The 2,980-nt window shown below is 68.4% G+C and carries 2 protein-coding genes and 1 pseudogene; 2 read left to right on the forward strand and 1 reads right to left on the reverse strand.

The window, feature by feature from the left end; genetic code table 11:
- Nucleotides 1-118: 118 nt before the first annotated feature.
- On the reverse strand, nucleotides 119-427 hold the full coding sequence (locus tag ACWDA7_RS51735) for a hypothetical protein (protein ID WP_450615037.1): 309 nt from the start codon (nucleotides 425-427) through the stop codon (nucleotides 119-121).
- Nucleotides 428-1,210: 783 nt separating this feature from the next.
- Here ACWDA7_RS51735 and ACWDA7_RS51740 point away from each other — a divergent pair.
- Both ACWDA7_RS51740 and ACWDA7_RS51745 read left to right on the forward strand, forming a co-directional pair.
- Nucleotides 1,211-2,689, forward strand: coding sequence for a sugar transferase (locus ACWDA7_RS51740; protein ID WP_450615039.1), 1,479 nt, complete (start codon nucleotides 1,211-1,213; stop codon nucleotides 2,687-2,689).
- A gap of 73 nt (nucleotides 2,690-2,762) precedes the next feature.
- A pseudogene (locus ACWDA7_RS51745) lies at nucleotides 2,763-2,980 on the forward strand (GDP-mannose dehydrogenase); the annotation flags it as partial.

Here is a 2,980-nt window from a genome sequence, read left to right on the forward strand (position 1 = left end):
GGGCGACCAGCGTGCCCAACACCGTTCGGAGCACGCGGCTGAGCAACAGCGGCCCTGGAAACAGGACTCACTCCCGCTCAGTATTTAGGAACGGTTCGAGGACTGAGCCACTCGGGAGTCAAGCATCCGGCTCGAAGCCCTCAAGGTGCTTCGGCCGGATGTACGGCGTGGTCCAACGCTTGCCCAGGTCTGGGGCTACGCGGAATCCCTGGTGACTGTCCAGCGGGAACATCGCACACCTGCGGGGCCGTTCACCGGCGTCTTCGACGACCGGCCGCAGGCGCGGGCACACCTCCCGGAGCAACGCGCGCCAGTACGCCTCGATCACGTCGACCGTGCTTCCGCGTTCACACGCCGCCTGGATCTCCGTGTACTCCACGAACGCCCACCGCGAGGCGAGTTCCTCGAACGACGCCCACCGAGCCACGATTCGGCCACGCCACGCACGTCGGCCAGCTCCGCCGCACTTCCGTCGGCGAGCCCCCGATCACATCGTGCCCTCGTTGTCTGGGTCGGTCGCCCCGCCCACCTCGGGCACCCTCATCGGCACGCCGCAGAGGAAGTTTTTGCCGAACTGGGCGCCGCGGAAGGCCCGTTGCAGCTGCCGATCACTACCGCGTCGAAGCCGCGCCGGGGCCGGGCGCGCTGCTGGAGCGCGCGGCGGCGTCAAGGCACCCGTAGGTAGTCACCCATTGGTGGATGAGCCTCAAATCTTGAGCACAATTTCCACACATCCCTCTCTTCATCCCGGCCTCCATGGTCTAGATTGACCGTGCTTCAGCTGTTCGGACATGAGGCGACCAATGATGATCTATAGGTCCAGCGCTACGGGAAGCCGGCAGTCGCGTCCCCGGCGCCAGACGTGGGGGTGATCAGTTCTTGGAGCCCGGGGGGGGCTTTGGGTGCGGAGGGCACTCGAGGTTTTCGGCGGGTTCCCGCGCACCTTGAGAGTCCGGCAGGGCATTCAAGTCTGCCTCTGCCGGGGTGGGTTGTTCGAGCAGCTCTGACATAGCCGGGATCATGCTCGGGAGGGGGGACCTCCCAGGGGGAGGAAGAGCGCGGCGCGGGAGGCGGAGCCTCCCAGGGGAGGAAAAGCGCGGCGCGGGAGGCGGAGCCTCCCAGGGGAGGAAAAGCGCGGCGCGGGAGGCGGGGGCCTCCCGGAACAGTGTTAGGCGAACACGTCGAACCACTGGGGACCTTGGGGGGTTCTGTGCAACAGGGGGGACTGGCGCGCCCATTTCCGTCGGCGCGCGAGCGTCTGACGAACGGGGCGATCAAGCAGCCCGCGATCGAGTGGGAGCAGCGGTACCGCCGTACCGTGATCATCAGCGACACCGTGGCCACCGCCTTCGTGGTGGCGGCGATCGGCGACTTCTTCGGGGCCCGGGACGCGGCCAACTGGCATGAGAAGTGGGGAATTCTCGCGTTCTGCACCGAGCTGCTGGTGCTGGGGACGCTTGCGGTGAGCCGGGCGTGGGCTCCGAGCGTACTCGGCCAGGGCGCCGAGGAATTCCGCCGGCTCGGACGCTCACTGTTCACGGCGACCGTCGTACTGGCGCTCGGCGGGATCGCCCTCACCTCGCGCAACATCAAGCTCTGGATCTTCGTCGCGATCCCCGCGATCGGGTTCATCACCATGACCGCGCGGTATCTGCTGCGCCTCCGGCTGCACAAACAGCGGAAGGAAGGCCTGTGCCTGCGACCGGTGCTCGCTGCCGGGAGCCTGGGCACCGTGCGCGACCTGATCACCCGAACCCGCAAGTTCCCGCACCTCGGCTGGCGGGTGGATGCGGTGTGCACGACGGACGGTCTCGGCCTCGACGGTGACCAGCTGGACGGAGTGCCGGTCGTCGGCCAGTTGGTGGACGTGGCCAACCACGTCCACCGCGACGGCTACCGTGTGGTCGCGGTCACACCGGACCCGCACTGGTCACCGGACCGGTTGCAGCGGCTGGCCTGGAACCTCGAAGGCAGCGACGCCGAAATGGTCGTGGCCCCCGTCCTGATGGAGGTGGCCGGCCCGCGGCTGCACGTCGACGCGGTGCTCGGGATCCCGCTGCTGCGGGTCAGCATGCCGACCTTCACCGGGGGCCGCCGGGCGATCAAAGTGGTCGTCGACCGGCTGGGCGCGGCGATCCTGCTGATCCTGTTCGCGCCGCTGATGGTGGTCGTCGGGCTGCTCGTGCTGATGGACAGTCGGGGTGGGGCGTTCTACCGCCAGCGCAGAGTCGGCAAGCACGGCCGCGAGTTCACCATTCTCAAGTTCCGCACCATGGTCGTCGGGGCTCATGGGGCACGTGCCGAGCTGGCGGACCTCAACGAGGGCGCCGGCCTGCTGTTCAAGGTCCGCCGGGATCCGCGGGTGACCCGGGTGGGAGCAGTGCTGCGCCGGTACTCGATCGACGAACTCCCGCAGCTTTTCAATGTGCTCACCGGATCGATGTCGCTCGTCGGTCCGCGGCCTCCGTTACCGGAGGAGTCCGCCGCGTACGGCCCGGACATCCGGCGGCGGCTGCTGGTCAGGCCCGGGCTCACCGGCCTGTGGCAGATCAGCGGACGCAGCGACCTGTCGTGGGAGGAGGCCGTCCGGCTGGATCTGCGGTACGTGGAGGACTGGTCGCTCGCCCTGGACACAGTGATCTTGTGGAAGACGCTGCGTGCGGTGGTGTATGGGCAGGGGGCCTACTGATGCGCGAGGGTCGTCGTCCGACCGACGTGCGGAACGCAGGCCGGGAGGGCCTGCCTGGGGGGAGGAACGGGTCATGAAGGTCAGCGTTTTCGGGCTCGGCTACGTGGGCTGCGTGTCGGCCGCGTGCTTGGCCAGCATGGGTCACGAGGTCATCGGGGTGGACGTGAACCAGGTGAAGGTCGACCTGGTCAACGATGGCAAGGCCCCGGTGGTCGAGGAGGGGATCGGTGAGCTCGTCGCCGAGGTCGTGGGGACCGGAGGGCTGCGCGCCACTGGCGACGTCCGCGAGGC

It is taken from the genome of Streptomyces sp. NPDC001156 (assembly GCF_053598275.1).